25 protein-coding genes are annotated in these 25,636 nt (G+C 64.1%); 4 read left to right on the plus strand and 21 right to left on the minus strand.

The features are described from left to right. Positions 1–89 precede the first annotated feature (89 nt). From P7F60_RS13700 to P7F60_RS13720, 5 genes are all read right to left on the minus strand, one after another. Positions 90–323, minus strand: coding sequence for a sulfurtransferase TusA family protein (locus P7F60_RS13700; protein ID WP_235914671.1), 234 nt, complete (start codon positions 321–323; stop codon positions 90–92). A 4-nt stretch (positions 324–327) separates the two neighbouring features. Beyond that, positions 328–1,548 carry a murein L,D-transpeptidase family protein gene (locus tag P7F60_RS13705; RefSeq protein ID WP_166096892.1) on the minus strand — a complete coding sequence of 407 codons (1,221 nt, stop codon included), beginning with the start codon at positions 1,546–1,548 and terminating at the stop codon, positions 328–330. Positions 1,549–1,729: 181 nt separating this feature from the next. Continuing rightward, positions 1,730–2,683 (minus strand): acetyl-CoA carboxylase carboxyltransferase subunit alpha, encoded by a 954-nt coding sequence (locus P7F60_RS13710; protein ID WP_277918294.1) that lies wholly within the window; start codon positions 2,681–2,683, stop codon positions 1,730–1,732. Positions 2,684–2,745: 62 nt separating this feature from the next. After that, a complete protein-coding gene (gene xerD, locus P7F60_RS13715; protein ID WP_277918295.1) occupies positions 2,746–3,693 on the minus strand; it encodes a site-specific tyrosine recombinase XerD in 948 nt (315 codons plus the stop codon). Continuing rightward, on the minus strand, positions 3,690–3,872 hold the full coding sequence (locus tag P7F60_RS13720; protein ID WP_277918296.1) for a hypothetical protein: 183 nt from the start codon (positions 3,870–3,872) through the stop codon (positions 3,690–3,692). The genes xerD and P7F60_RS13720 overlap by 4 nt, the downstream gene beginning before the upstream one ends. Before the next feature lie 154 nt (positions 3,873–4,026). Between P7F60_RS13720 and P7F60_RS13725 the strand changes: the two genes are divergently transcribed. Beyond that, positions 4,027–4,608, plus strand: coding sequence for a shikimate kinase (locus P7F60_RS13725; protein WP_277918297.1), 582 nt, complete (start codon positions 4,027–4,029; stop codon positions 4,606–4,608). After that, positions 4,605–5,735 carry a 3-dehydroquinate synthase gene (aroB, locus tag P7F60_RS13730; RefSeq protein WP_277918298.1) on the plus strand — a complete coding sequence of 377 codons (1,131 nt, stop codon included), beginning with the start codon at positions 4,605–4,607 and terminating at the stop codon, positions 5,733–5,735. The genes P7F60_RS13725 and aroB overlap by 4 nt, the downstream gene beginning before the upstream one ends. Before the next feature lie 77 nt (positions 5,736–5,812). Here aroB and P7F60_RS13735 read toward each other — a convergent pair whose 3' ends face one another. The 8 genes from P7F60_RS13735 to P7F60_RS13770 all read right to left on the minus strand — a co-directional run bounded on the left by P7F60_RS13735 (position 5,813) and on the right by P7F60_RS13770 (position 14,384). Further along, complete coding sequence (locus P7F60_RS13735; RefSeq protein WP_277918299.1) at positions 5,813–6,289, minus strand: chemotaxis protein CheW; 477 nt, start codon at positions 6,287–6,289, stop codon at positions 5,813–5,815. 152 nt (positions 6,290–6,441) lie between these two features. Next, positions 6,442–6,849 (minus strand): F0F1 ATP synthase subunit epsilon, encoded by a 408-nt coding sequence (locus P7F60_RS13740; RefSeq protein ID WP_277918300.1) that lies wholly within the window; start codon positions 6,847–6,849, stop codon positions 6,442–6,444. Positions 6,850–6,931: 82 nt separating this feature from the next. After that, positions 6,932–8,362 carry a F0F1 ATP synthase subunit beta gene (gene atpD / locus P7F60_RS13745; RefSeq protein WP_277918301.1) on the minus strand — a complete coding sequence of 477 codons (1,431 nt, stop codon included), beginning with the start codon at positions 8,360–8,362 and terminating at the stop codon, positions 6,932–6,934. Positions 8,363–8,385: 23 nt separating this feature from the next. Continuing rightward, positions 8,386–9,276, minus strand: coding sequence for a F0F1 ATP synthase subunit gamma (locus P7F60_RS13750; RefSeq protein WP_277918302.1), 891 nt, complete (start codon positions 9,274–9,276; stop codon positions 8,386–8,388). A 30-nt stretch (positions 9,277–9,306) separates the two neighbouring features. Beyond that, positions 9,307–10,836, minus strand: coding sequence for a F0F1 ATP synthase subunit alpha (atpA, locus tag P7F60_RS13755; protein WP_277918303.1), 1,530 nt, complete (start codon positions 10,834–10,836; stop codon positions 9,307–9,309). Continuing rightward, positions 10,836–11,402, minus strand: coding sequence for a F0F1 ATP synthase subunit delta (locus P7F60_RS13760; RefSeq protein WP_277918304.1), 567 nt, complete (start codon positions 11,400–11,402; stop codon positions 10,836–10,838). The genes atpA and P7F60_RS13760 overlap by 1 nt, the downstream gene beginning before the upstream one ends. A 262-nt stretch (positions 11,403–11,664) precedes the next feature. Then, positions 11,665–12,051, minus strand: coding sequence for a DUF4345 domain-containing protein (locus P7F60_RS13765; protein ID WP_277918305.1), 387 nt, complete (start codon positions 12,049–12,051; stop codon positions 11,665–11,667). A gap of 116 nt (positions 12,052–12,167) precedes the next feature. Continuing rightward, complete coding sequence (locus tag P7F60_RS13770; RefSeq protein WP_277918522.1) at positions 12,168–14,384, minus strand: primosomal protein N'; 2,217 nt, start codon at positions 14,382–14,384, stop codon at positions 12,168–12,170. A 165-nt stretch (positions 14,385–14,549) separates the two neighbouring features. Between P7F60_RS13770 and P7F60_RS13775 the strand changes: the two genes are divergently transcribed. Both P7F60_RS13775 and P7F60_RS13780 read left to right on the plus strand, forming a co-directional pair. Then, positions 14,550–15,485 (plus strand): tyrosine recombinase XerC, encoded by a 936-nt coding sequence (locus tag P7F60_RS13775; RefSeq protein WP_277918306.1) that lies wholly within the window; start codon positions 14,550–14,552, stop codon positions 15,483–15,485. Between the two features lie 95 nt (positions 15,486–15,580). After that, the gene (locus P7F60_RS13780; protein WP_277918307.1) at positions 15,581–16,666 is read left to right on the plus strand and encodes a TraB/GumN family protein; all 1,086 of its coding nucleotides are present in this window, start codon (positions 15,581–15,583) and stop codon (positions 16,664–16,666) included. Between the two features lie 6 nt (positions 16,667–16,672). Here the strand turns inward: P7F60_RS13780 and P7F60_RS13785 are convergent, their stop codons facing one another. The 8 genes from P7F60_RS13785 to P7F60_RS13820 all read right to left on the minus strand — a co-directional run bounded on the left by P7F60_RS13785 (position 16,673) and on the right by P7F60_RS13820 (position 25,460). After that, positions 16,673–17,176 (minus strand): cytochrome b/b6 domain-containing protein, encoded by a 504-nt coding sequence (locus P7F60_RS13785; RefSeq protein ID WP_277918308.1) that lies wholly within the window; start codon positions 17,174–17,176, stop codon positions 16,673–16,675. Positions 17,177–17,291: 115 nt separating this feature from the next. Further along, on the minus strand, positions 17,292–18,698 hold the full coding sequence (gene lpdA, locus P7F60_RS13790; protein WP_277918309.1) for a dihydrolipoyl dehydrogenase: 1,407 nt from the start codon (positions 18,696–18,698) through the stop codon (positions 17,292–17,294). A 35-nt stretch (positions 18,699–18,733) separates the two neighbouring features. Continuing rightward, a complete protein-coding gene (locus tag P7F60_RS13795; RefSeq protein WP_277918310.1) occupies positions 18,734–19,486 on the minus strand; it encodes an SDR family oxidoreductase in 753 nt (250 codons plus the stop codon). Then, complete coding sequence (locus P7F60_RS13800) at positions 19,483–19,974, minus strand: hypothetical protein (RefSeq protein ID WP_277918311.1); 492 nt, start codon at positions 19,972–19,974, stop codon at positions 19,483–19,485. Before P7F60_RS13800 ends, P7F60_RS13795 begins: the two co-directional genes overlap by 4 nt. A 3-nt stretch (positions 19,975–19,977) precedes the next feature. Further along, positions 19,978–20,619 (minus strand): LysE family translocator, encoded by a 642-nt coding sequence (locus P7F60_RS13805; RefSeq protein ID WP_277918312.1) that lies wholly within the window; start codon positions 20,617–20,619, stop codon positions 19,978–19,980. 32 nt (positions 20,620–20,651) lie between these two features. Continuing rightward, positions 20,652–21,077 (minus strand): MAPEG family protein, encoded by a 426-nt coding sequence (locus P7F60_RS13810; RefSeq protein ID WP_277918313.1) that lies wholly within the window; start codon positions 21,075–21,077, stop codon positions 20,652–20,654. A gap of 109 nt (positions 21,078–21,186) precedes the next feature. Further along, on the minus strand, positions 21,187–22,413 hold the full coding sequence (gene odhB, locus P7F60_RS13815; RefSeq protein ID WP_277918314.1) for a 2-oxoglutarate dehydrogenase complex dihydrolipoyllysine-residue succinyltransferase: 1,227 nt from the start codon (positions 22,411–22,413) through the stop codon (positions 21,187–21,189). Positions 22,414–22,475: 62 nt separating this feature from the next. Further along, positions 22,476–25,460, minus strand: a complete 2,985-nt coding sequence (locus P7F60_RS13820; protein ID WP_277918523.1) for a 2-oxoglutarate dehydrogenase E1 component — start codon at positions 25,458–25,460, stop codon at positions 22,476–22,478. Positions 25,461–25,636 lie beyond the last annotated feature (176 nt).

Below are 25,636 nucleotides of genomic sequence, written 5' to 3' on the forward strand. Positions count from 1 at the left end.
GACGGTCGAGCGTTTCAAACGAGCCGGCGGCTCGGCCTGGCGTTCACTGATGGCATCGGCCATCGAAAAAGCCAGACCTTAAAGCGCAGTTATGTTGGGCCGCCACCCTTGCGGATATGAAACCGGTGCCCGTCTTCCATCTTCTGCGTTTCCAGAAGTCTGTGGCCGTCCTCGTTGCACATGTGGGTGATATCGATGACGGCGAGCGGGTCGGTGGTGGTGACGATCAGCTCTTCGCCGGGGGCAAGGCGCAGCAGACGGCGGCGGGCCTTGAGGACCGGCAGGGGACATTTGAGCCCCCTGAGATCGTAAAGCGCCGCCACTTGATTACCAGAACTTCCAGAACGGCTTTTTCGCGTCATCGGTCGCGGCGACGGTAGGCCCTTCGGCCGGGGCCGCGACTTCGGCGGTCGGCTTGACCGGATTGGGCTTCGGCACTGGAATGGATGCGGTCTTTTCCAGCTTTTCGGCGGCGACGGCGGTTGCGGCGGCCGTCTGGCGGCTGATCGCCGCGGCGGCGGTGCGCGCCTCGTTTTCCTTCAGCCGTTCCTGGTAGTCGGAAAGCTTCATCAGCTTGCCGGCTTCGAGCGCCGAGCCGGTCGGCGCATAGGCAAGCTCGCGGCCCTTGCGCTGCTTGGCGACCAGCGCCTTGCGTTCGGCTTCGCTCGGATCGTACCAGACCATGCCGTCGAACTTGCGCATCGCCTTTTCATAGGCGACGTCATAGGTGCGGTTGTAGGCCGAGAGCGCCGCCTGCAAGGCCGGCGGCGTCGACATGGCCGGGCAGGCGCCGATCGGATTGAAAGCGCCGTTCGACTGCTGGTTGAAGACATATCTCTTCTCGCAGACATTGACGTCGGGGGGCCGTTTGGTCACTTCGAAATTGTCGTAGCCGACCTTGAGCATCTTCCAGAAGTCGATGTTCTCGCTATGGGCGTGGCGAGCCATGTTTTCCGCGGTCATGCGGAAGGGGAAGGCCTGCAACTGCACGGTCTTCTGGCCGCCCTTGAAGGCGTCGCGCGCAAAAGCGTAGATTTCCAGCACCTGCTCATCGGTCATCGAATAGCAGCCCGAGGAGGAACAGGCGCCATGAATCATCAGATTGGTGCCGTAGCGCTTGTTGGCAGCGTCATACTTGTTGGGGAAGCCGGTATTGATCGCCAGGTAATATTTGGAATTCGGGTTCAGATGCGCCGGCGTCAGGTTGTAGAACCCTTCCGGCGCCTGCCGGTCGCCTTCCTTGACCTTCGGGCCGAGACGGCCGGACCAGGCGCAGATCTTGTATTCCGTCAGTTTTTCGAAGCGATTGTCGGTTCGCGCCTTCCAGACCTCGAGCACGCCTTCTTCCTTGAAGATGCGCAGTACGATCGGCGAGAACTGGTCCATGCTCTTGGAGCGCATCTTCGCCAGCATCGGCTGCGAAAGCGGCTCGGTCACCTTGTTCTTGACTTTAGACAGATCGACGGTCGAAACGGATTCGAGCGTTTCGTTGCAGCCGGCCAGGGCAGCAGCCATCAGGGAAAGGAGCGCGAGGTTTCTCAGGCGCATTGCACAAGCTCACCGGTGTTCCGGACGGCAGGGGCCGTCTCTTAACGAATCGTAAACGCACCATACGCAGGGACGGTTAACGAAATCTTAACTTCTCGCGACCGCATGCCGTTTCGCCAAGGGCACCGTCCTGCCCGAAGCGCCGCACGCGGCGACTCAAACGCATATATGCGTCCGAATACTACAGGTTACGGCCAATGTTGAGGAATTTCTGACGCCGGTCGTTGCGAAGCTGCTCGCCGGTGCGCTTGTTGAGTTCCTCCAGCGCCTGCGCAATGGTGTCGCCGGCCGAGGCGATGACCTTGTCGGGATCGCGATGGGCGCCGCCGATCGGTTCGGCGATAATGCCGTCGACGATGCCGAGCGCCTTCAGATCGTCCGCCGTGATCTTCATGGCGGTCGCCGCTTCCTTGGCCCGGGCCGAATCGCGCCACAGGATCGAGGCGGCGCCTTCCGGAGAGATGACGCTGTAGATCGAATGCTCCAGCATATAGACGCGGTTGCCGGTGGCGATCGCGATGGCGCCGCCCGAGCCGCCCTCGCCGATGATGACCGAGACGACGGGCACCTTGACGTTGAGGCACATTTCGGTGGAGCGGGCGATGGCCTCGGCCTGGCCGCGCTCTTCGGCGCCGACGCCGGGATAGGCGCCCGCCGTGTCGATCAGGGTAACGATCGGCAGATGGAAACGGTCGGCCATTTCCAGCAAGCGGATCGCCTTGCGATAACCTTCCGGCCGGGCCGAGCCGAAATTGTGGCGGATGCGCGACTTGGTGTCGTTGCCCTTTTCCTGGCCGATGACGGCGACCGGCTGACCGCGAAAGCGGGCGAGGCCGGCCTGGATGGCGGCGTCCTCGGCAAACTTGCGGTCACCGGCCAGAGGCGTGAAATCGGTGAACAGCCCACGAGCATAATCGACGAAATGCGGCCGCTGCGGATGGCGCGCGACCTGGGTCTTCTGCCAGGGATTGAGCTTCGAATAGATGTCGACCATGGCGTCGCGGACGCGCACTTCCAGCCGGCCGACCTCGTCTGACGTATCGATGCTCTCGTCTTCGCTGGCGAGCTTCTTCAGCTCGTGGATCTTGCCCTCCAGATCGGAGATGGGCTTTTCGAAATCGAGATAATTATGCATGAGATCCGTTTCCGATCATTCCAGGACAATAACGCGGCCGCTCCCGTGCCTCTGCAGGGGGTCTAATCCCGTGTTTTTGCCTGTTTGGCAAGAGGGTGATGCGTTTCGACCAGCTCGCGCAGCCTTTCATCCAGCACATGTGTGTAAATTTGTGTCGTGGAGATGTCCGAATGGCCGAGCAATTCCTGCACGACGCGCAGGTCGGCGCCGTTCTGGAGCAGGTGGCTGGCAAAGGCATGGCGCATGACATGCGGCGAGATTTTCGACGGCGTGAGACCGGCGCGGATCGCCAGATCCTTGAGATCGCGGGCAAAGACCTGGCGCGGCAGGAAACCCTGTTTCGAGGCGGCCGGAAACAGCCATGGGTTTTCGGCCGGCAGGTTCGCCGCCGTCTTCAGTCCGGCATAGGCCTTCAGCGCGGCAATCGCCGAGCGCGACAGCGGCACCATGCGCTCCTTGTTGCCCTTGCCGCGGATCATCAGGAAACGCTCGTCGGTCTCCTGCACCCGCGCCGGCAGCGAGACCAGTTCGCTGACGCGCATGCCGGTGGCATAGAGCAATTCCAGCAGCGCCAGCATGCGGGCGCGGGCCAGTTGCTCCGGGCCGGGCTGGGCGGCTTCCTGCTCGGCCAGGCTTAGCAGGCGCGTCACCTCGTCGACGCTCATGATCTTCGGCAGCGCCCGCCCCTTCTTCGGGCTGTCGACGATGCCGGTCGGATCGTCTTCGCGAAGACCCTCCGCATAGAGGAATTTGAAGAATTGACGGAGCGCCGACAGCCGCCGCGCCTGCGACGACGCCTTGAAACCCTCGGCGGCAAGGCCGGCGAGATAGGCGGTGATATCGGCGCTCGCCGCGCGGCTCATGGAGACGCCGCGCCGCGACAGGAAGGCATGGGCATCGAGCAGGTCGCGCTCGTAGGATTGCAGCGTGTTGACCGCCGCGCCGCGCTCGGCGCTCATCATTTCGAGGAAGGATTCGATATGCGCCCGGCTGAGATCGCGTGCCGTCATGGCGTGGCCAGCGCTGGGGTCGGCTTGACGGGTGCGGGCGGATTGACGCGCTCGGAAGGCAGGCGCACCGTGATATCGCGCTCGCGCGGCTCGACGAACACGGCAAGCGCATACAGGGTTCCGTAGACAATGCCGGCGATGCCGGCGCACATCAGCAGGAACCGGAACAGGGTCGGCATGGGCAACTCCGGCGGGCCTTCGAACCTTCTCTATATGACCGGCACCAGTCAATTATGCAAGAACGGCGGTCCGGTCGCGACTTTCGGGGCGGCCATGACTTGACGCTCCCCCCGCATTTGTCGATACGGTGACAAAACGGATTTGTTCAGACCGATGACAGACAGCAACATCGCCATCGCCGACACCTTGCGGGACAGGGCACGCGCCGCGCTCGACGGCCGCAACCTCATCCTCGTCGGCCTGATGGGGGCGGGAAAATCCTCGGTCGGCAAGATCGTCGCTTCCCAGCTCGGCATTCCCTTCATCGATACCGACCACGAAATCGAGCGCGTCTCGCGCATGACCATCCCGGAACTTTTCGCCCGTTACGGCGAGCAGGAATTCAGAGATCTGGAAACCCGCGTCATCAGGCGGCTGTTGCGCCAGGGACCGCGCGTCGTCTCCACAGGCGGCGGCGCCTTCATCAACGAACGGACGCGCCAGCATCTGAAGAGCGGCGGGCTCTCCATCTGGCTGAAGGCCGATCTCGACGTCTTGTGGGACCGGGTCAGCCGCCGCGACAACCGTCCGCTGCTGAAGACCGAAAACCCGAAGCAGACGCTCGAAAACCTGATGACCGCCCGCTATCCGATCTATGCCGAGGCCGATCTCACCGTCCAGTCGCGCGACGTGCGCAAGGAGCTGGTGGCCCGCGAGATCCTGGACGCCATCATCCATGCCCGCGAGGCCCTATGACCGACATTCTCTCTCCGTCGCGCAGCGTCCATGTGCCGCTCGGCGAACGTTCCTATGACATCCTGATCGGCACGGGCCTGATTGCGCGCGCCGGCGCGGAGATTGCCGCGCGCCTGAAAGGCCGTAAGGCGGCGATCATCACCGACGCCAATGTCGGACCGCTCTATCTCGATGCGTTGACAGCAAGTCTCGCGGAAGCCGGCATCGACTCGGTGTCGCTGACCCTGCCGGCCGGCGAAAAGACGAAAAGCTTCGAGCATCTGATCACCGCCTGCGACACGCTGCTCGACGGGCGCATCGAGCGCAACGACGCCGTGATTGCGCTCGGCGGCGGCGTCATCGGCGATCTCACCGGCTTTGCCGCCGGCATCGTCCGGCGCGGCGTCCGTTTCGTGCAGATCCCGACCTCCCTGCTGGCGCAGGTGGATTCCTCGGTCGGCGGCAAGACCGGCATCAACACCCGCCACGGCAAGAACCTCGTCGGCGTCTTCTACCAGCCCGACCTGGTGCTCGCCGATACCGACGTGCTGAAGACGCTGAGCCCGCGCGAATTCCGCGCCGGTTATGCCGAGGTCGCCAAATACGGGCTGATCGACAAGCCGGACTTCTTCGCCTGGCTGGAGGCCAACTGGCGCGACGTCTTCGCCCATGGGTCCGGCCTTGCCGAAGCCATCGCTGTCAGCTGCCAGGCGAAATCCGACGTGGTCGCCGCCGACGAGCGCGAAAACGGCCAGAGGGCGCTGCTGAACCTCGGCCACACCTTCGGCCACGCGCTGGAGGCCGGCACGCAATATGACAGCGCCCGCCTCGTGCATGGCGAGGCCGTGTCGATCGGCATGGTGTTGGCGCACCAGTTCTCGGCGCGCCTCAATCTCGCCAGCCCCGACGATGCCGCCCGCGTCTCGGCGCATCTGCAGGTCGTCGGCCTGCCTGTGTCGATGCGCGACATTCCAGGCCTCCTGCCGCCGGTGGAGATGCTGATGGATGCCATCGCCCAGGACAAGAAGGTGAAGGGCGGCAAGCTGACCTTCATCCTCACTCACGGCATCGGCCAGTCCTTCGTTGCCGACGACGTGCCCGCTTCGGAAGTCTTCGGTTTCCTGACGGAAAAGCACCCCTCCGCCTGATCGCCATCGTCCCGAAACAAAACAGCACCGGACGGGGTTCCCGACCGGTGCTGCGAAGCATGGCAAAACCCCTGCCCTCAGGCGGCGAGGTCGTCGTTGTCGCTTTCCTTGAACATCTTCGTCAGGTTGAGGAAGCAGATCATGCCGGCCTCGCTGGCAATGATGCCTTCGGAATAGGACTTGTCGAAGGAGGCGGTGACTTCCGGGACCGGCTGCACCTGGGTCGCGGAGATCGTCAGGATGTCCGAAACGCGGTCGACCAGCATGCCGATCACCATATTGTGGACTTCGGCGACGACGATGGCGCTGCGCTCGTTGGCGACGATGCTGCTCATGCCGAGCTTGTAGGCGAGGTCGATGATCGGGATCACCGAACCGCGCAGATTCATGACGCCGACCACATCCGGAGGCGAATGCGGGATCGGCGTCGAAGGCGCCCAGCCGCGGATTTCGCGGATCGAGGTCGTCTTGACGCAGAACTCCTGATCGTGGATGCGGAAAGCGATGATCTCGATGGTCTCGCCGCCATAATTGGTCGAATTGATCGGAGCCATTCTCATGTCATCCCACTTTGGGCACGCGCCACGGCGCGTTGCGCTGTTTGTCGACAGTGAGACTAGCAAGCTTTCCTTTCGCAATTCTAAATCGTCGCGCAAAGAAAAAGGCGGCCTGATAGCCGCCTTTCCGGAATGCGATGTCAGCCGTTTCAGGCCGGAATGACGACGCCGTTTAAATGGGTCAGTTCGGCGAGATGACGCTCGAGGTGAAACTTCCGATCATGGCTGTCGGCCCCCTGCAATTCGCCACGAACCGCTTCGATACGCTTCTGCAGCGTCTCGCGGCTCATTTCCGAGGCCGGAACGGCGGATTCGGCGAGAATCGTGCAGCTCGTCGGCAGGATGTCGGCGAAGCCGCCGAACACGACGTAGCGCTCGGTCTTGCCGGAGGCGGTTTTGACCGACACGACGCCGGGCTTGATCGTCGTCATCGTCGGCGCATGGTTGGCCAGAACGGTCATTTCGCCCTCGGTCGCCGGGATGACGACTTCGATGGCCTTCTCCGACAGCAGAAGACGCTCGGGAGAAACGAGTTCAAACGTGAAATTCTCGGCCATGGCGGATCAACTCTTTTATGGGGTCGCAATCGAACACGACGCGCCGGCCCGTCAGGAGCGGCGCGTCGAGATTATTTCCGGATCAGGCCGCTTCGGCGGCCAGCTTCTTGGCCTTCTCGATGGCTTCTTCCATGGAGCCGACCATGTAGAAGGCGGCTTCCGGCAGGTGGTCGAACTCGCCGTTGACCAGGCCCTTGAAGCCCTTGATCGTGTCTTCGAGCGCGACGAGCTTGCCCGGCGAACCGGTGAAGACTTCGGCGACGAAGAACGGCTGCGACAGGAAGCGCTCGATCTTGCGGGCGCGGGCAACGGCCACCTTGTCGTCTTCCGACAGTTCGTCCATGCCCAGGATGGCGATGATGTCCTGCAGGGCCTTGTAGCGCTGCAGCGTCGACTGGACCTTACGGGCGACTTCGTAGTGCTCTTCGCCGACGATCATCGGGTCGAGCATGCGCGAGGTCGAGTCGAGCGGATCCACGGCCGGGTAGATACCCTTTTCGGCGATGGAGCGCGACAGAACGGTCGTGGCGTCCAGGTGGGCGAACGATGTGGCCGGTGCGGGGTCGGTCAAGTCGTCGGCGGGAACGTAGATGGCCTGGACCGAGGTGATCGAGCCCTTGGTCGTGGTCGTGATGCGTTCCTGCATCTGGCCCATGTCGGTGGCGAGCGTCGGCTGATAACCCACGGCCGACGGAATACGGCCGAGCAGAGCCGACACTTCCGAACCTGCCTGGGTGAAGCGGAAGATATTGTCGACGAAGAACAGAACGTCCTGGCCCTTGTCGCGGAAGTCTTCGGCGATCGTCAGACCGGTCAGAGCGACGCGAGCGCGCGCGCCCGGCGGTTCGTTCATCTGGCCGTAAACGAGGGCTGCCTTGGAGCCTTCGCCACCGCCATGCTTATTGACGCCCGACTCGATCATTTCGTGATAGAGGTCGTTGCCTTCGCGGGTACGCTCGCCGACGCCGGCGAACACCGAGTAACCACCATGCGCCTTGGCGACGTTGTTGATCAGTTCCATGATCAGAACGGTCTTGCCGACGCCGGCGCCGCCGAACAGCCCGATCTTGCCGCCCTTGGCGTAAGGCGCGAGCAGGTCGACGACCTTGATGCCGGTGACGAGGATCTGGGCTTCGGTGGACTGCTCGACGTAAGCCGGGGCATCCTGGTGGATGGCGCGCTTGGTCGGGGTGACCAGCGGACCGGCTTCGTCGACCGGCTCGCCGATGACGTTCATGATGCGGCCGAGGGTCTCGTCGCCGACCGGAACCATGATCGGGCTACCGGTGTCAGTGACCTGCTGGCCGCGGACCAGACCTTCGGTCGAGTCCATGGCGATGGTCCGAACGACGTTTTCACCGAGGTGCTGGGCAACTTCCAGAACCAGGCGATTGCCGCCGTTGTCGGTTTCCAACGCGTTCAGAATGGGCGGCAGCTCACCTTCGAACGCCACGTCGACGACGGCGCCGATGACCTGTGTCACCTTGCCAATGGAAGCAGCTGCGTCAGCCATGTTCCTTACCTCTTTCCTTAACCTCAGAGCGCCTCGGCGCCCGAAATGATTTCAATCAGTTCCTTGGTGATCTGCGCCTGGCGCTGACGGTTGTAGTTAAGCGTCAGTTTGTTGATCATTTCGCCGGCGTTGCGCGTCGCATTATCCATCGCGCTCATCTTGGCGCCCATTTCGCCCGCGACGTTCTCAAGAAGAGCGCGGAAGATCTGGACGGTGATGTTGCGCGGGATCAGATCGCTGAGGATCGAACCTGCATCCGGCTCGTATTCGTAGACGGCGGTGGCACCGGAGGCGGTCGCCGTATTGGCAACCGTCGTGTCGACGGCAGCCGGAATGAGCTGGAGCGCGGTCGGGATCTGGCTGATCACCGACTTGAACTCGGAATAGAACAGCGTGCAGACGTCGAACTCTTGCCTGTCGAACATCGACATGACGGTGCGAGCGATCTGGTCGGCGTTCTCGAAGCCGATCTTCTTGACTTCGCGCAGATCCGTGCGACCGACGATCAGCGAGTTGAACTCGCGACGCAGGCTGTCATAGCCCTTCTTGCCGACGCAGTAGATCTTGACCGTCTTGCCCTGCGACAGCAGGCGACGGGCGTGATCGCGCGCAAAACGCGCGATCTGGGAGTTGAAGCCACCGCACAGACCGCGTTCGGCGGTGCAGACGACGAGCAGATGCACGTCGTCCTTGCCGGTGCCGGTCATCAGGCGCGGCGCGCCGTCGTCACTGCCGACCGCCTGGGCGATGTTGGCGAGGACGGCGCTCATGCGCTGCGAATAAGGCCTGGCGGCTTCTGCCGCTTCCTGGGCACGCCGAAGCTTCGCCGCGGCGACCATTTTCATCGCCTTGGTGATCTTCTGCGTCGCCTTGACGGAGGCGATCCGGTTTTTCAGATCCTTAAGTGAAGGCATCCGTGATCCGTCCTACTCGTGATCTGGAAATCAGGCGAAAGACTTGGCGAAGCTGTCGAGCGCGGCCTTCAGCTTGGCGCGGGTGTCGTCGCTGAGCTGCTTTTCCGAACGGATCGCGTCGAGGATCGCCTTGCCTTCCGAGCGGAGGTAGGAGAGGAAGCCCTGCTCGAACTTGCCGACCTGGTTGACGGCGATCTTGTCGAGATAGCCGTTGACGCCGGCGAAGATCACCGAAACCTGCTCTTCCGTCTTCAGCGGCGAGAACTGCGGCTGCTTCAGGAGTTCGGTCAGGCGGGCGCCGCGGTTCAGCAGGCGCTGCGTCGCGGCATCGAGGTCCGAGCCGAACTGGGCGAAGGCGGCCATTTCGCGATACTGGGCGAGTTCGCCCTTGATCGAGCCGGCAACCTGCTTCATCGCCTTGATCTGGGCCGAGGAGCCGACGCGCGAGACCGACAGACCGACGTTCACGGCCGGGCGGATACCCTGGTAGAACAGGTCGGTTTCGAGGAAGATCTGGCCGTCGGTGATCGAGATCACGTTGGTCGGGATGAAGGCCGAAACGTCGTTACCCTGGGTTTCGATGACCGGCAGAGCCGTCAGCGAGCCGGCGCCGCGCTCGTCGGAGAGCTTTGCAGCGCGCTCCAGCAGGCGGGAGTGGAGGTAGAAAACGTCGCCCGGATAGGCTTCGCGGCCCGGCGGGCGGCGCAGCAGCAGCGACATCTGGCGATAGGCGACGGCCTGCTTGGACAGGTCGTCGTAACCGATCAGCGCGTGCTGGCCGTTGTCGCGGAAATATTCGCCCATGGCGCAGCCGGCAAACGGGGCCAGGTACTGCATCGGGGCCGGATCGGAGGCCGTGGCGGCAACGACGATCGAGTATTTCAGGGCGCCGCGCTCTTCCAGAACCTTGACGAACTGGGCAACGGTCGAACGCTTCTGGCCGATGGCGACGTAGACGCAGAACAGCTTTTCGCTGTCCGGGCCGTTGTCGTGGATGGCCTTCTGGTTGAGGATCGTGTCGAGGATAATGGCGGTCTTGCCGGTCTGGCGGTCGCCGATGACCAGCTCGCGCTGGCCGCGGCCGACCGGGATGAGGGCGTCGATGGCCTTGAGGCCGGTCGACATCGGCTCATGCACCGACTTGCGCGGAATGATGCCGGGAGCCTTGACGTCGACGCGCGAACGGCGCGACGCGTTGATCGGGCCCTTGCCGTCGATCGGATTGCCGAGCGCGTCGACGACGCGGCCGAGCAGTTCCGGACCGACCGGAACGTCGACGATGGCGCCGGTGCGCTTGACGGTGTCGCCTTCGCGGATTTCGCGGTCCGAACCGAAGATAACGACGCCGACATTGTCGGCTTCGAGGTTCAGCGCCATGCCGCGGATGCCGTTCGGGAACTCGACCATTTCGCCGGCCTGGACGTTGTCCAGACCGTAGACGCGGGCGATACCGTCACCGACGGAGAGAACCTGGCCGACTTCCGAGACTTCCGCCTCTTTGCCGAAATTCTTGATCTGATCTTTCAGGATTGCGGAAATTTCCGCGGCGCGGATATCCATCAGCCGACCTCTTTCAATGCGAGCTTAAGGGTAGAGAGCTTGGTGCGAAGCGACGTATCGATCTGTCGCGACCCGACCTTGACGATCAGGCCGCCGAGGATCGACGGATCGACGGTGACGGCAATCGTCACGTCCTTTCCGGTCACGCCCTTCAGCGCCGCCTTCAATTCGTTTTCCTGCGCTTGGGTTAGCGCATGGGCCGAGGTGACCTCGGCGGTGATTTCACCGCGATGACGCGCGGCAATGACGCGGAACGCCTTGATCATGCCCGGCAGGGCGAACAGGCGGCGATTGCCGGCGACCACCTTCAGGAAATTGCCGACGAGGCCGGAAATGCCGGCGCTCTGGCAGACGGCCACCAGGGCCTTGGTCTGGTCCTCGGCCGAAAAGACCGGGCTTGCGATCAGACGCTTCAGGTCTTCGCTCTCATCAAGCAGACGCTGAAAACGGTCGAGGTCGGCACTGACGGCGTCCACCGCGTTCGCTTCGAGCGCCAGCTCGAAAAGCGACGAGGCATACCGTTCTGCCACACCGGATGTGATCTGGGAGGTGTCTGCCACGGGCACAAAATTCCCTGATTTCCCTCCAAGACACCGCCACGACGCTTCGAAACGGCGATGTGCTTGAAAATGTTTCGGTTTCACCCGAAAACGGCCGGACGGAGCGTCCTGCCTTTTCCGAAATTCGGGGACCCTCTACCATAGGAGACCGGGACTCGCAACACGCGCAAGCGAGGAATACGCGTTTCGCTCCGCAATAATGCGGAGAAATTGAGGCAAAGTTACCGTATCAGGGGCCTATGCGCCTTGGCGTGGCCGCCGGCGGGATTCAGACCCAGCCGAACACATAGAGAAGCGGCAGCGTGGCGAGCACGGCCTGCGCAATCAGAAGTAGTAAATTCTGAACGGCGCCGCCGCGATCCGACAGGATGGAGATGACCCGGGCGAAGGCGGCGAGCGCGAAGGAGGAGCCGAGCGCGAAATAGACCATCGGCTGGGCGAGGATGATCGCCGCAAGCCCTGTACCGAGATAGAAGCCGCCGAGCATCGAGCGCGCCTCGCCATAGGCGCTTGCCCGGCCCTCACGTGTCTGCAGGCCGAGGATGCGGAAGGTCAGCCCCGGCGCGAACATCATGAAGAAGCCGGCCAGCGCCACGAAGGCGGCCGCGCCGAAGGCCAGCCGCTCGCCCAGTTCGGCCGGAAAGTAAAATTCCATCCTGTCATCCCCGACGAAGCCATTTTCGGTGGTTATGGCACGAAGCCGGCGACCTGGGAAATGCCATGATCCGTTTCGACACAGACTTTTAACCATGTCGCCGCCCGGCAGCGGCCCTACAGGAAGCTTTGCGGGTCGATATCCACCTGCACATGGATGCTCGCCCGCTCCTTCGGCCCTCGCGACAGCATTTCGCGCAGATAGGATTGCAGGTCGCTGTTGCGGCGGCCATGCACGAGCAGGCGGAAGCGATGGCGGCCGCGGATCAGCGCCAACGGTGCTTCGGCCGGGCCGAGCACCATGATGCCGGAGACCTCGGGCGCCGCCTGACGCAAGCCGCGCGCATGCCCTTCCGCATCCTGGCGGGTGTCGGCCGAGACGATGACCGAGGCCAGTCGGCCGAAAGGCGGCAGCGCCGCCTTCTCCCGCTCACCGATCTCGCGGTCGTAGAAGGCCGAGGCATCGCCGGAGACGATCGCCTGCATGACCGGATGCTGCGGCTGGTAGGTCTGGAGAAGCCCATGGCTCTTGAGCCCGGTGCGGCCGGCGCGGCCGGTCACCTGGCTCAAGAGCTGGAAGGTGCGCTCGGCGGCGCGCGGATCGCCATTGGCAAGGCCGAGATCGGCATCGACGATGCCGACCAGCGTCATCAACGGGAAATTATGGCCCTTGGCGACGAGCTGGGTGCCGATGACGATATCGGCCTCCCCCCGGGCAATCGCCTCCAGTTCCAGCCGCAACCGCTTGACGCCGCCGAGATCGGAAGAGAGCACGATGGTGCGCGCGTCGGGAAAATGTCGTTCCACTTCCTCGGCGATGCGCTCGACGCCGGGGCCACAGGCGACGAGATGGTCGAGCGTGCCGCATTCGGGGCAGGCATCGGGCGTGCGTTCGGCATAGCCGCATTGATGGCACTGGATCTGGCCGCGAAACCGGTGTTCCACCAGCCAGCTCGAACATTGCGGGCATTGAAAGCGATGGCCGCAGACACGGCAAAGTGTGAGCGGCGCATAACCGCGCCGATTGAGGAACAAGAGCGCCTGTTCCTGCCTCTCCACCGTCCTGCCGATGGCGCGCAGCATCAGCGGCGACAGGAAACCACCGCGTTCGGGCGGATGCCGACGCATGTCGACGAGATGCAGATCGGGCAGGGCCGCATCGCCGAAGCGGGTCGGCAGGTGGATGGTGGTGTAGCGCCCCGTCTGGCCGTTGACCTGGCTTTCGACCGAAGGCGTCGCCGAGACCAGCACCACCGGAAAGCCGGTGAGACGCCCGCGCACCACCGCCATGTCACGGGCATTGTAGAAGACGCGGTCTTCCTGCTTGTAGGCGGGATCGTGCTCTTCATCGACAACGATCAGGCCGAGATCCTCGAAGGGCAGGAACAGCGCCGAACGGGCGCCGGCCACCACCCGCACCTCGCCGGTCACCGCCTGCCGCCAGACCTTTTCGCGCATGCGCGGTGACAGATCGGAATGCCATTCGGCGGGCTTGGCGCCAAAGCGATCCTGGAAACGCTCCATGAAGCTGGCGGTCAGCGCGATTTCCGGCAAGAGGATCAGCACCTGTTTGCCGCGCCTGAGCGTTTCGGCAATCGCCTCGAAATAGACTTCAGTCTTGCCCGAACCGGTGACGCCGTCGATCAGCGACACGGCGAAACCGCCGCCTTTGACCATCTCCACCAGGTCGGCGGCGGCTTCCTTCTGCGGACCGGCAATGCGCGGCGCGACGAACTCCGGATCGGGCTTCGCCACCACCGGCGGCGGCGGCAGGAAGACGGTTTCGAACAGGCCTTGCGACATCAGCCCGTCGATGACGCTGGTCGAAACGCCTGCCGCATGGGCAAGCCCGCTGCGCGTCCACGAAAACCCGTCCTGCACCAGATCGAGCACCCGCGCACGCGCCGGCGTCATGCGCTCCGGCGTACCCCCGAGGAAGCGAAGTCCCTCGACCATCGGCTCGGGATCGAAAGCGGCCGGCGCGCGCAAGGCCATGCGCGCCACGAGGCCCGGCGGCGTCAGCGTGTAGGCGGCGATCCAGGAAATGAAGGCGCGCATCGTCGCATCGAGCGGCGGGCAATCGAACACATGGGTGATTGGGCGCAGCTTCTTCGGATCGACCTTGCCGTCGTCCCCGCCCTCCCAGACGACGCCGATCACCTGCCGCGGCCCGAGCGGCACCTGCACCACCGAGCCCGGCTCGACATGCATCCCCTCCGGCACGGCATAGCTATACGCGCCCGGCACCGGTAGCGGCACGAGCACGGGAACGGCGCGCTGAAGAGCGGGCGTTTCGAAAAGAGCGCCGAAGAGATCGGACGAATCGCTGGTCATCGCGCCGGACATTGCCGCGTCCCGTCGCGAAAGGAAAGTTTCAGGCAGGCCATGGCCGGATATCAACACCCCGAACAAGGAAATTGCATGGCGGCAGCCCTTAACAATTCCCTAACCGCGACGGCGCAGAATGGCTGCGACCCTGTCCAAAACCGGTGCCGTCCCGTGAACGAACTGCTGATCATCGCCGATTCCGCCCTGATGGGCGAGCGCACCCGCTGGCTGGATACGCTGGCCGGCGAGCGGCGGCTGTCGCCGAAGACGCTGGATGCCTATGAGCGCGACACGCGCCAGTTCCTGACTTTCCTGACCGGCCATGTCGGCGGCCCGGCCGGGCTGGCCGACGTCGAGACGCTGCGGCCCGCCGACCTGCGCAGCTTCCTTGCCGCCCGCCGCAAGGACGGCGCCGGCAACCGTTCGCTCGGGCGCAATCTTGCCGGCATCCGTTCCTTCATCCGTTATCTGGAGCGCAAGGGGCTGGCCAATGCCGCGGGTGCGAGCGCCGTTCGTTCGCCCAAACAGCCGAAATCCCTGCCGAAACCGCTGACCGACATTCAGGCGCTGCGCGTCGTCGCCGACGAAACCCAGCTTGCCGAGGAGCCGTGGATCGCGGCGCGCAATGCCGCCGTGCTGTCGCTGCTTTATGGCTGCGGCCTGCGCATTTCCGAGGCGCTCGACCTGCTGCCGGCCGATTTCGCCGGCGCGCCGGAGACGCTGCGCATCCTCGGCAAGGGCAACAAGACGCGCATCGTGCCGCTTCTGCCGGTGGTGCGCCAGGCGGTCGAGGCCTATCGCGCCGCCTGCCCCTATGATTTGCCGGCGGACGAGGCGCTGTTTCGCGGCGCGCGTGGCGGAAAATTGCAGCCCGGCATCGTCCAGCGCGAGATGCAGCGCATGCGCGGCGCGCTCGGCCTGCCGGAAACGGCGACGCCGCATGCGCTGCGCCACTCCTTCGCCACCCATCTGCTGGCCGGCGGCGGCGACCTGCGCACCATCCAGGAACTGCTCGGCCATGCCAGCCTGTCGACCACGCAGGTCTATACCGGCGTCGATACCGGCCGGCTGCTCGAAGCCTATGACCGCGCCCATCCGCGCGCCTGATTTTTACCGAATCCTAACCATTCCGGTGAATGCCGCATGACATCGAAATACCTTATGACAGTGTGCGCCCGCACCCGGCGGATGAAGGACCGACGATGACGACTGTGACCCTTGACGAGAAGCCGGCGCAACGCGGTGCGGCGCAGCTTGCCGCCTGGCTTCTGGCGGTGGCGGCCAGCATCCCCGCCTTGCTGGTCCTCGCCCTCATCGCCGCTTTTGCGTTTGCCGGCCAGGCCGATGCCCAGGAAACGGAGTGCGGCGGGCGCAACATCCTCGGCGAACTCAGGGACAGCGACCCTGCCGCCTACAAGCGCGTGCTCGACGAGGCTGCGGCCATCCCCAACGGCCAGGGCATTTTCTGGAAGGTGGAAAAAGCCGGCCTTGCCCCCTCCTGGTTGATGGGCACCATGCACCTGACCGATGCCCGCGTGCTCTCCATGCCGGACACCGCCCGCGCCGCCTGGCCGCTGGCGCAGACGGTCATCGTCGAATCCGACGAAATCCTCGACGAAAAGAAAGCGATGGCCGGCCTTCTCTCCCGCCCGGAACTGACCATGCTGACCGACGGCTCCACGATCACCGGCCTGCTTTCGGCCAGCGACGCGCGAAAGCTGGATGCGGGGCTGAAGGCGCGCGGCCTGTCGCTGCCGCTGGTGGCGCGCATGCAGCCGTGGATGATTTCCAGCTTCGTTTCGCTGCCGGCCTGCGAATATGCCCGCAAGGCCAAGGGCGCCGCCTTCCTCGACCAGAAGATCGCCGGCGATGCCAAGGCCGAAGGCAAGACGCTCGTCGGGCTTGAAACCATGGAAGAGCAACTCTCGGCCATGACCGACCTGCCGGTGAAATTCCATCTCGACGCTCTGATTGAGACGCTGGCGCTCGGCAGTCGCATGGACGATGCCGTCGAGACGATGATCGAGCTGTATCGCGCCGGCGATGTCGGCCTGACGATGCCGATGCTGAAGACGCTGACACCGCTCGGCACCGATCCCGACCAAGGCTATGCCGCCTTCGAGCAGCGCATCATCGTCGACCGCAACAAGGTGATGGCGACGCGCGCCGCGCCGTATTTCAACCGGGGCCATGTCTTCATGGCGGTCGGCGCCCTGCATCTGCCAGGCGACGAAGGCCTCGTCTCCCTGCTGCGCCAGCAAGGTTACACCGTCACCCGCGCACAATAAGCCGCATCAGACGCCCTTCGTCATCCGGCTCAAGACCGCCGTCTTCCAGTAGAACTGGTGGACGGCGACGGCGGCGACGTGGGCGGCGATCAGCGCCCAGAACAGCGCCTTCAGCGGCCCGCCATGCAGGAAGCCCGCCTGCGACACGCCGAAATAATAGGCGGCGATACCGCTGAGCGGCATGGCGAAGAACAGCAGGTAGAAAGCGCCATGCGCCAGCTTGGCCGCCAGCCGGAAAAGCGCCGGCTCCTGCGGCGGCGCGGCCGGCGCGCCCTGCGTCAGGCGCAGGAGAAGCCGCAGCACCGCGAGACAGAGGATGGCGATGCCGACATAGGCATGGATATTGGCGGCGGACACATCCTCCGGCGTCACCGGCTCACCGCGCCGCACAAGCCGGTTCCAATGCTCCATGCCATCCGAAAAGATCAGGTTGAAGCCGATCAGCAAGAACATCAGCCAATGCAGGATACGCTGCGGCAGAGAGAAGGCATCAGGGGAATATTGAGCCATTTTCTTGTCTTTCCTCAAGGATTTGGCACGGTTTCCCCCTCATGATAGATGCCGCGGGGCAAAAGCCAATCCGCGGCATCCTGTCTGTCGGAAATTTAATCTTCGACGGCCGAAATTACATATGGATCGGCTTGAAGAAGGTGGCGAGCGCGGCTTCCTTCACCGCTTCCGACATGGTCGGATGCGCATGGCAGGTGCGGCCGAGATCTTCCGAGGAGCCGCCGAATTCCATCAGCACGGCGATCTCGTGGATCATCTCGCCGGCGCCGAAGCCGACGATATGGCCGCCAAGCACGCGGTCGGTGTCCTTGTCCGCGAGGATTTTCACGAAACCGTCCGTCGCCAGCATGGCGCGGGCGCGGCCATTGGCCGTGAACGGGAATTTTCCGACGCGGTAGGCAATGCCGGCGGCCTTCAGCTCTTCTTCCGTCTTGCCGACCGAGGCCACTTCCGGCTGGGTATAGACGACGCCGGGAATGACGTTGTAATTCACATGGCCATGCTGGCCGGCAAGGATTTCGGCCAGCGCCACGCCCTCGTCTTCGGCCTTGTGCGCCAGCATCGGCCCCTTGACGACATCGCCGATGGCGTAGATGCCGGCGACATTGGTGCGATAACCGCCGTCGATCTCGACGCGGCCGCGATTGTCGAGCGCGACGCCCACGTCTTCGAGGCCGAGGCCGGCGGTGTAGGGCTTGCGGCCGGTGGCGACCAGCACGACGTCGGCATTGAGTTCAACCTTGTCGCCGCCCTTGACCGGCTCGAAGGTGACCTTGGCGCCATCGGCCGTCTTCTCGACCGCCGTGACCTTGGCGCCGAGATGGAAGGCAATGCCCTGCTTGGCCAGCATGCGCTGGAACTGCTTGGAGACCTCGCCGTCCATGCCGCCGAGGATGGTGTCGAGATATTCGACCACGGTGACCTTGGAGCCGAGGCGCGACCAGACCGAACCCAGTTCGAGGCCGATGACGCCGCCGCCGACCACGATGAGGTTTTCCGGCACCTTGTCGAGCGCGATGCCGCCGGTGGAGGAAACGATGACCTTCTCGTCGATCTCGACCGGAACGCCGGGAATGCCGGCGACGTCAGAACCGGTGGCGATGACGATGTTCTTCGTCTCAAGCTCGGTGACCTTGCCGTCTTCGGCGGTCACGGAAACCTTGGCCGGGGAAACGATACGGCCCGTGCCCTGATAGGTGTCGATCTTGTTCTTCTTGAACAGGAAGGCGACGCCGTCGACATTGGCCTTCACCGTCGCGTCCTTGTGGGCCATCATTTTCGAAAGGTTCAGCGTCGGCGCCGCGACCTCCACGCCGAGCGCATCCATGCCATGGCCGGCCTGATGGAACATTTCCGAGGCGTGCAGCAGCGCCTTGGAGGGGATGCAACCGACATTGAGGCAGGTGCCGCCATAGGTGGCGCGCTTTTCGACCACGGCGACCTTGAGGCCGAGCTGGGCCGCCTTGATGGCGCAGACATAACCGCCGGGGCCGGAGCCGATCACGATGACATCGTAGGACATGGATTTTTCCTTCAGTTTTCAGGGGTCGAGCCGGTCTATCGGCCACCGCTCACGTTGAGGATCGCGCCCGTCGTATAGGACGAGGCGGGCGAAAGAAGATGGAGGACGGCGTCTGCGATCTCGCGCGCCGTGCCCGGCCGCTGCATCGGAATGGTGGAAGCCAGCCGCGTCGCCCGGTCCGGCTCGCCGCCGGAGGCATGGATATCGGTATCGATGATGCCGGGGCGCACGGCGTTGATGCGCACGCCCTCGCTCGCAACTTCGCGGGCAAGGCCGACCGTAAACGTGTCGATCGCCGCTTTCGAGGCGGCATAATCGACATATTGCGACGGCGACCCGAGGACGGCGGCCATGGACGAAATATTGACGATCGCCCCGCCACGCCCGCCATGGCGGAGCGACATGCGCCGCACCGCCTCGCGGGCGCAGAGCATCGAGCCGATGATGTTGATGCGCATCATCCGCTCCAGCCGTTCGAGGCTCATTTCGTCGACACGGGCCGCGCGATCAACAATGCCGGCATTGTTGACCAGCCCGTCGAGCCGGCCATAGGCGCGGTCCACCTCGGCAAAGAGGGCCAGAATATCCATCTCCGAGCCGACATCGCCCTTCACCGCCATCGCCTCGCCGCCGGCATCGCGTATGCGGGCGACGACATCCTGCGCCGCCGCTTCGTTGCTGGCGTAGTTCACGACCACGCGCCAACCCTGCTCGGCTGCAGCAAGGCAGACGGCCGCGCCGATGCCGCGGCTGCCGCCGGTGACGAGGAGAACGGGACGCTCGCTCATGAAGCGCATCCTTTCAGCGCCAGCACATCCGGCGGCGCGATAGTCAGCTTGCCCTTGCCCCAGGCGGAGGAAGCCTGCAGCGACGGCGCCAAGCCCGGCAACAGCAGTTCGGCCAGTGCCCCCTCGCCTTGCGCCGGCAGCGCCACGATCCTGCCGCCGGCCGTGCCGTAGAGAATATCCTGCCAGACGGTGCAGGCGGCGAGATCGGCGCCGGTCGCATCCCCCTCCGGGCAATTGTAGAACAGCATGCCCTGCGGGCGCGCCACCGGCTCGGTGGTCATCACATAGCCATCCAGCGTCACGGCGCTGTCCTTCGCCGTGACGGAGAAGCGGTGTGTCGCTGCCGAGGTTTCGGCGTCGACCGGCTGGAAGGTCAGCCTATAGAGACCGGCTTCGTCGCCATAGATCGCCCGCTCCTGCGGGCAATCCGCTGCGACAGCTGGGGAGACAACCGTGAGCGCAAGGAAAGCGGCAAGGGCGGCGCGCATCGCTCAGCCCGCCTTTTCGGTCGCCAGCTTGATGCCGAGCGCGATGAAGACGACGCCGCTGGTGCGATCGATCCACTGGCTCATGCGGGCAAAGCCGGCGCGCATGCGCGGTGTCGTCATGAACAGCGATACGCCGACGAACCAGGCGATCAGGCAGGTGGCCATGACAAGACCATAGCCGAATTTCACGACCACCGGCGTATGGGCGCTGACCACGGTCGAGAAGATCGACAGGAAGAAGAATACGGCCTTCGGATTGAGCGCATTGGCGAGGAAGCCGAGGCCGAAGGCGCGGGAGAGCGACTGCCGCTCGACGGCCCCGACCGCATCCGCCGTCTCGGCCGGCAATTCGGTCCTTCCGGCGCGCAGCGCCTTGATGCCGATATAGACGAGATAGGCGACGCCGCACCATTTGACGATGTTGAACAGGTAGATCGACTGCGAAATGATCAGCCCGAGCCCAAGGATCGTATAGGTGACGTGAAACATCAGCGAGGCGCCGATGCCGAAGGACGTGACGATCGCCGCGCGTCGCCCCTGCACGATCGACTGGCGGATGACCATGGCGAGATCGGCGCCGGGCGAAACGATGGCGAAGAAGAAGATCGCCATCAGCGATGCCAGTTCGATGAGATAAGGATGCATCGCATCTCCTCCGTTTCAGGCGCAGGCGGCGGTCAAAAAACCAGCGCGACGAACATCGCGGCAAGCCCCGCCATCGAGCCGGCCCATGCCAGCGAGCGGATATAGGGAACGCCGCCCAGATAGAGCGGAATGTAGACGAGGCGGCAGGCAAACCACAACCACGCACCCCAGAATCCCCAGCCGGATGCATCGCCCTTCAGCACCAGCGCCAGCGCCAGGCCGACAAAGGCGGGATAGGTTTCGCGAAAATTCGCCGATGCCCGCTTCGCGCGGCCGGCGATTTTCCCGGTGGGCTCGAAACTTACGTCGCGCGGCCCGGCATTCCACGACGCGCCCAGCGATTTCGACGCCTCTGCGCTGGTCGAGAATGCCTGCAGCAGAACATGGACGACCAGCAGAACGACGCTCCAGCCGATCATCGGCAGGAAGGGGGATACGGAAAACGGGGAGACGTCCATGGCGATTGCGCTTCTTGCTGTTTTCTCGCATGTCCGTTTTTCAAGGACATGCTCCAGACCTGGTAAAAAGCCGCCCCGCGATGCGGAACGGCTTTGCGCTGGACGACGATCAGAGATCGAGAACCAGACGTTCCGGATCTTCCAGGCTTTCCTTGACGCGCACGAGGAAGGTCACCGCTTCCTTGCCGTCGACGATGCGGTGATCGTAGGACAGCGCCAGGTACATCATCGGGCGGATGACGATCTGGCCGCCGACGACGACCGGGCGCTCCTGGATCTTGTGCATGCCGAGAATGCCCGACTGCGGCGCGTTGAGGATCGGCGAGGACATCAGCGAACCGTAGACGCCGCCATTGGTGATGGTGAAGGTGCCGCCCTGCATGTCGGCCATGGAGAGCGCACCGTCGCGCGCCGCCTTGGCGAGACGGCCGAGCTCCTTCTCGACGCCGGCGATGGAAAGCTGGTCGGCATCGCGGATGACCGGCACGACGAGGCCCTTGTCGGTGCCGACCGCCATGCCAACATGGCAGTAGTTCTTGTAGATGATGTCGGTGCCGTCGATCTCGGCGTTGATGGAGGGAATTTCCTTCAGCGCGTGGGTGACCGCCTTGGTGAAGAAGCCCATGAAGCCCATCTTCACGCCATGCTTCTTTTCGAAGATGTCCTTGTAGCGGTTGCGCAGGTCCATCACCGCCTTCATGTCCACCTCGTTATAGGTGGTCAGCATGGCGGCGGTGTTCTGGGCGTCCTTGAGGCGCTTGGCGATGGTCTGGCGCAGGCGCGTCATTTTCACGCGTTCTTCACGGCCGGCATCCTCGACCGTCGAGGGTGCGCGCGCCGCAGCCGGCTGGGCCGGAGCCGCCGGGGCGGAGGAGCCCTTGGCGATGGCGGCGATGACGTCGCCCTTGAGGATCTGGCCACGTTTGCCAGAGCCGTCGACATCGGCGGCGGCAACGTTGTTGTCGGCCATCAGCTTGGCGGCGGCGGGTGCTGCCGGCATGGCGGCTGCGGGAGCGGCAGCCGGTGCAGCGGCAGGCGCCGGTTCGGCCTTGGCGGCTGGAGCGGCGGCGGCGGCCGGAGCCGAAGCAGCAGCGGCACCGCCTTCGGCGATCTGACCGAGCAGCGCGCCGAGGCCGACGGTCTCGCCGGCCTGCGCCACGATTTCGGACAACGTTCCGGCGGCGGGCGACGGAACCTCGATGGTGACCTTGTCGGTTTCCAGCTCGAGCAGCGGCTCGTCGGCCTTGACGACGTCGCCGACCTTCTTGAACCAGGTGCCGACGGTTGCCTCGCTGACGGATTCGCCAAGGGTGGGAACGCGGATTTCAGTGGCCATAATATCTATATCCGTTGATCAGATAGGGTCTATCGAAAGGCGAAACGCAGGGCGGCCGAGGATCAGCCGCCGAGCGCGTCTTCGAGGAAGGCCTCGAGCTGCGAGAGATGCTTGGACATCAGGCCCGTCGCCGGCGAGGCGGCGGCCGGACGGCCGGTGTAGCGCACCCGCTGGTACTTGGCGTCGATATGGGCGAGCACCCATTCCAGATAGGGGTCGATGAACGACCAGGCGCCCATATTCTTCGGCTCTTCCTGGCACCAGACCATCTCCGCATTGCGGAAGCGCGACAGCTCGTTGATGAGCGCCTTGGCCGGGAACGGATAGAGCTGCTCGACGCGCAGCAGGTAGATGTCGTCGATGCCGCGCTTTTCGCGCTCTTCCAAGAGGTCGTAATAGACCTTGCCCGAGCACATGACGACGCGACGGATCTTGTTGTCTTTCTGCAGCTTGATCGGGCCGTCCTTGATCATCTCCGCATCGTCCCAGAGCAGACGATGGAAGGCCGATTCGCCGGCGAGTTCGGCGAGCGTCGAGACGGCGCGCTTGTGGCGCAGCAGCGACTTCGGCGTCATCAGGATCAGCGGCTTGCGGAAGTCGCGCTTCATCTGCCGGCGCAGGATGTGGAAGTAGTTGGCCGGCGTCGTGACGTTGGCGACCTGCATATTGTCCTCGGCGCACATCTGCAGCCAGCGCTCCAGGCGGGCGGAGGAGTGTTCCGGACCCTGGCCTTCATAGCCGTGCGGCAGCAGGCAGACGAGGCCGGACATGCGCAGCCACTTGCGTTCGCCCGACGAGATGAACTGGTCGAAGACCACCTGCGCGCCGTTGGCGAAATCGCCGAACTGGGCTTCCCACAGCGTCAGCGCGTTCGGACGGGCCAGCGAATAGCCGTATTCGAAGCCGAGCACGGCCTCTTCCGACAGCATCGAGTTGATCGCCTCGTAGCGCGCCTGGGTCGGCGACAGGTTGGCGAGCGGGATGTAGCGCTCCTCGGTCTCCTGATCATAGAGCACCGAATGGCGCTGTGAGAAGGTGCCGCGCTCCACGTCCTGGCCGGACAGGCGGATCTTGACGCCGTCGAGCAGCAGAGAGCCGAAGGCCAACGCTTCGGCCATCGCCCAGTCGATGCCTTGGCCGGTCTCGATCATGTTGGCGCGGTTGTCCATGAAGCGCTGGATGGTTCGGTGCGCATGGAAGCCTTGCGGGATCTCCGAGATCTTGCGGCCGATCTCCTTGAGCGACTTCATCGGCACCGCGGTCTTGCCGCGACGCTGCTCGTCGGCATTGTCGGCGGCGCGCAGGCCCGACCAGGCGCCATCCAGCCAGTCGGCCTTGTTCGGCTTGTAGGACTGACCGGCCTCGAATTCCTGCTCGAGATTGGCGCGCCAGTCGGCCTTCATCTTCTCGAATTCGCCCTCGGTCAGCAGGCCCTCGGCGATCAGGCGCTCGCCATAGAGCTGCACCACGGTCTTGTGGCCGCGAATGACCTTGTACATCTTCGGCTGCGTGAAGGACGGCTCGTCGCCTTCGTTATGGCCGAAGCGGCGATAGCAGAACATGTCGATGACGACCGGCTTGTGGAACTTCATGCGGAATTCGGTCGCGACCTTGGCCGCATAGACCACCGCTTCCGGATCGTCGCCGTTGACGTGGAAGATCGGCGCCTCGATCATCTTGGCGACGTCGGACGGATAGGGCGACGAGCGCGAGAAGGCCGGATTGGTGGTGAAGCCGATCTGGTTGTTGATGATGAAATGCATGGTGCCGGCCACGCGGTGGCCGCGCAGGCCCGACAGGCCGAAACCTTCGGCGACCACGCCCTGCCCCGCGAAGGCGGCGTCGCCATGCAGCAGCAGCGGCATGACCCTGGCGCGCTCCTTGAGCGGAATGATGTCGCCCTCGAACACCTTGGCGCGCAGATCCTGTTTGGCGCGGGCCTTGCCCATGACCACGGGATTGACGATTTCCAGATGCGACGGGTTGGCCGTCAGCGACAGGTGGACCTTGTTGCCGTCGAATTCGCGGTCGGAGGAGGCGCCGAGGTGATACTTGACGTCGCCGGAGCCTTCAACGTCGTCAGGCTTGAACGAGCCGCCCTTGAATTCATGGAACACGGCGCGGTGCGGCTTGCCCATGACGTTGGTCAGCACGTTCAGGCGGCCGCGATGGGCCATGCCGAGAACGACTTCCTCGAGGCCTTCCTGGCCGCCGCGCTTGATGATCTGCTCCAGCGCCGGGATCAGCGATTCGCCGCCGTCGAGGCCGAAACGCTTGGTGCCCTTGTACTTGACGTCGATGAACTGCTCGAAGCCTTCGGCCTCGATCAGCTTCGACAGGATCGCCTTCTTGCCTTCGGCGGTGAAGGCGACGCCCTTGTCCGGACCTTCGATACGCTCCTGGATCCAGCCCTTTTCGTCCGGGTTGGAGATATGCATGAATTCGACGCCCATGGTCGAACAATAGGTACGCACCAGGATCTCGACCATCTCGCGCACGGTGGCGTATTCGAGGCCGAGAACGTTGTCGATGAAGATCTTGCGATCGAGATCCTTCTCCTCGAAGCCGTAATTCGCCGGCGAAAGCTCATGGTAGTCGTCGACCGGGGCGGCAATGCCGAGCGGGTCGAGCTTGGCATGCAGGTGGCCGCGGGCACGATAGGCGCGGATCATCATGATGGCGCGCACCGAATCGCGGGTCGCCTGATGCACCTCGGCCTCGCTCACCGGCTTGCCCGCCGCTTCCGCCTTGGCCTTCACCTTGGTCTCGACAGCCTTTTCGACGAGGCCCCAATTGCCGTCCAGTGCCGAGACGAGTTCGCCGCCGGCGGCGATCGGCCAGTTGCCGCGCTTCCAGGAGGCACCGCTCGCCGCCTTCTTCACATCGGCGGGATTGTCGCCCAGCGCCTTGAAGAAGGAGCGCCACTCATCCGAAACGGATGCGGGATCGTCCTCGTAGCGCGCATAGAGCTGCTCGATATAGGCCGCGTTCGCGCCGTCCAGGAAGGACGTGATCAGAAACTGTTCGTTGGCTTCTTGTCGTGCCATGGTGTTCATGCGGACGTCTTCGTCCGCCTCCCGCCTAGATGGTTTCGCCGGTCTCTTGAAAAAACCGGCCGCCGCATTTGTCGTTTACCGCCTGTCCGCGGTTCGGTCTTGTATGCCTGGAGCATGCCCGAACGGAAAACCGGTAGCCGCTTTTCCTGGAAATGCCCTGAACGTCC

This window comes from Rhizobium sp. YJ-22, assembly GCF_029601685.1.
In the GTDB taxonomy this organism is placed as follows: domain Bacteria; phylum Pseudomonadota; class Alphaproteobacteria; order Rhizobiales; family Rhizobiaceae; genus Metarhizobium.